General features: G+C 70.7%; 2 protein-coding genes and 1 pseudogene. All 3 read right to left on the bottom strand.

Annotation, left to right across the window (positions count from 1 at the left end; all coding sequences use genetic code 11):
* Window positions 1-227, bottom strand: a 227-nt coding sequence (locus AC5LSR_RS23460; protein WP_493465811.1) for a hypothetical protein, incomplete at its 3' end; no start/stop codon positions are given.
* Between the two features lie 90 nt (window positions 228-317).
* Window positions 318-1,324, bottom strand: a pseudogene (locus tag AC5LSR_RS23455) (IS5 family transposase).
* 148 nt (window positions 1,325-1,472) lie between these two features.
* On the bottom strand, window positions 1,473-2,270 hold the full coding sequence (locus AC5LSR_RS23450) for an OmpA family protein (RefSeq protein ID WP_250292066.1): 798 nt from the start codon (window positions 2,268-2,270) through the stop codon (window positions 1,473-1,475).
* Window positions 2,271-2,690 lie beyond the last annotated feature (420 nt).

The following is a 2,690-nucleotide window of genomic DNA, read 5'->3' as shown; positions in this document are numbered from 1 at the left end:
AGATCGTCCAGGTCGGTGGTGGTGAACCTCCACTGGAACGGCTGTGCCGTGGCGTTGTAGCGGTCTTCGAATGCTCGGAGCCGGTCGGTGACCTGGGTGAGGTCGGTGAAGTCGTTGGGTGAGACGACTTTGCGTGGGTCTGTTGCATCCGCAGAATCCTTGGTCAGGCATGGCGGATGGATGCGTCGATGTGTTGTCCGTCCGCCGGTCCCCGTCTCGGAGTTCACCGGGTTCCGGTTCCCGCCCGAGGGGAAGCGTGCTGGCGGTCCGCTGGTACCGCGCTGCTACGCCCTGTTAGGGTGCGTATCGAGTCGCGATCAAGGAGTGGTCCGCGCGAGTTCCTTGATCCAGATCATCGAGGCGCGGAGCTGGAGACCCGCAAGATAGCTGCCCGGGGTCTTGTCATAGCGAGTGGCGATACCCCGCCAGTCCTTCAGCTTGTTGATCAGACGTTCGACGGTGTTCCGTTCCTTGGACAGGTCGGCGTCGTGGCGGACGGGCCGGCCACCCCTGCGGCCCTTGCGCTTCCGGTGGGCGGCCTGGTCGGCCTTCTCCGGGATGACCGCCCGGATACCGCGTCCGCGCAGGTAGGCCTGGTTGGCGCGGGACGAGTACGCCGTGTCCCCGACGACCGCGCCGGGCCGGGTACGCGGCCGGCCGACCCGCCCGGGAACCCGGAGCCGCGCCAGTACGGGGACGAACCACGGGCTGTCCGCGGCCTGCCCCACGGTCAGGACGAACGCCAGCGGCCGGCCCCGCCGGTCGGCGGCAAGGTGGACCTTGCTGGTCTGCCCGCCCCGGGACCGCCCCCAGCAGGGCGGCTGTCAACCGGAGGCGGCGTCGACGCCGGCGGCGTCGCCGTTCCCGCCTCGCGGGGTCGTCCTCGCCGTCCCGCCCGTCGTGTCCGTCCGGGCCGCCCCTTTTTCCGGGCCTTCCCCTCCTCCCGCACGGCGGCTTTCTCCAGGGCGGTGAGGACCTCATGGTCCAGGTGCATCCCGGCGGCGTCGTGGTGGGCCCGGGCGGTGGTGGAGTCCACGCTGACCACCGACAGGTCCACCGCACCTCGCGTCCCGGCCTGGGCGATCAGACCCCGCAACAGGGCGTCGAAGACACCGGCGTCCCGCCACTGCCGGAACCGGTTGGACACCGTCGGCCAGGCCCCGAACTCCCTCGGCATCTCCCGCCACTGCCCACCCGTCCGGAACCGCCAGACCACCCCCTCGAACTGCGCCCGCAGCCGCGCCGGGTACGGGCCGAACCCGCCGACCGGCAGGTAGGGCTCGATGAACGCCCACTCCTCATCTGTCAGTTGCGCCCGCGTCATGCCCGACGGTCTACCCGGCCAGACCCGCCACCCGAACGAACCCCACAGACCGATCACAACCCGATACGCGCCCTAGTCCTCACCACACGCGGCCGCCCGTTGCCGCTTAGCGTGAGGTGCGCATACTGGGCCGCCAGGTTGCTCCTGCTCAGCCGGCCGGGAGGCGCAGGACGATCTCGACCCGGCGGTTGAAGGCCTGGCCTTCGGGGTCGGGTGAGCCGTCGGGGTTGGTTTCCTCGGCGAGAGGGCTGGTGCTGCCCATGCCGATGGCTGTGACCTCGGTGGCGTTGACGCGGTGGTCGAGCAGATAGGCCCGGACGACGCCGGCCCGGCGTTCCGACAGTGCCTGGTTCACGCTGGCCGTGCCGGTCGAGTCGGTGTGGCCGCGGACTTGGATCCTGCCGCCGGGAAACCTGGAGTTGATCAGCTTGATGGTGTTGTCCATCGTGTCAGTGCTGCCGATGGTGTTGCTGCCGGTCGCGAAAAGGTTGTCGCTGTTGAACACCACGATGACGACCTTGACGCCGGCCGTGTCCCGGGCCAGCAGAAGGCTGCCGGAGATTCCGGTGAGGTCGATGTCGGTGGAGCCCGGCAGTCGATATAGCGATCCGTTGACGAGCCGGCTACCGCTTTCTGGCTCGTTCGCAGTGCCGATCTGGCACGGGATCCGCAGCGCCAGCCCGGCACCGAAGTCCTGCGTGCCGCAGGTCGGGTCCGGCCCGCCGTCGCCGTCGTAGTCGTCCAGTCCCGGCTGCGCTCCCGCCGGCAGGGTGGTCGCCGCGTCATCGGGAGCGACGTGCGCCGTGGGTTCGGCGGACGTGGCCGGGGTGGGCGCAGAGTTCGCGGGCCTCGTGTCCGGCCCGCCGCCAGATCCCCCGCATCCGGTGCAGCCCACACCGAGCGTGACCGCCGCAGCGAGTAGACGCCACCTGTGAAACCGCTTCATGTGCACCCCCAGAAGGTCACGCAGGCGCAGCGTAGCCGCCCGGCGGAGCGGCCGGAAAGCACGAGCATTGTCGGCCATCCGTCTGTCGACGGAAATGGGGAACACGGTTGACATCGACGCACCGTGAACGAGTCAGTATCGGAAGCGGTCGTCCGATCCGGGTGGGCGCAGCCGGTAGTTGTCACCGGGGCGCTCGGCGGTCAGCCGGCGACGACTCCGTCGACTGGTGCGGGAGGGCACGGTCCGGAATCTCGGGGAGGGCCAGCGGTACCGGTCGCGCCGGCCACGGTCGTGGCGGAGCCGGGCGCCACCCGAGGCCGAGCAGGCGGCGGGCCGCGGCGACCGCCGCGGCCACGATGATGGCCGGGGCACCCCCCGCAGCCCGCCGGCCACGACCAGCGGGTGAACCCGGCCCCGGGG

The sequence above is a fragment of the Protofrankia sp. CiP1_Cm_nod4 genome, from assembly GCF_982290645.1.
Note: the sequence above shows the minus strand (reverse complement) of the source record. Positions and strands in the feature narration are given on the sequence as shown.

Coding starts and splice junctions, on each gene's coding strand:
- AC5LSR_RS23450 (WP_250292066.1), bottom strand. CDS start 2,270: ATGAAGCGGTTTCACAGGTGGCGTCTACTCGCTGCGGCGGTCACGCTC.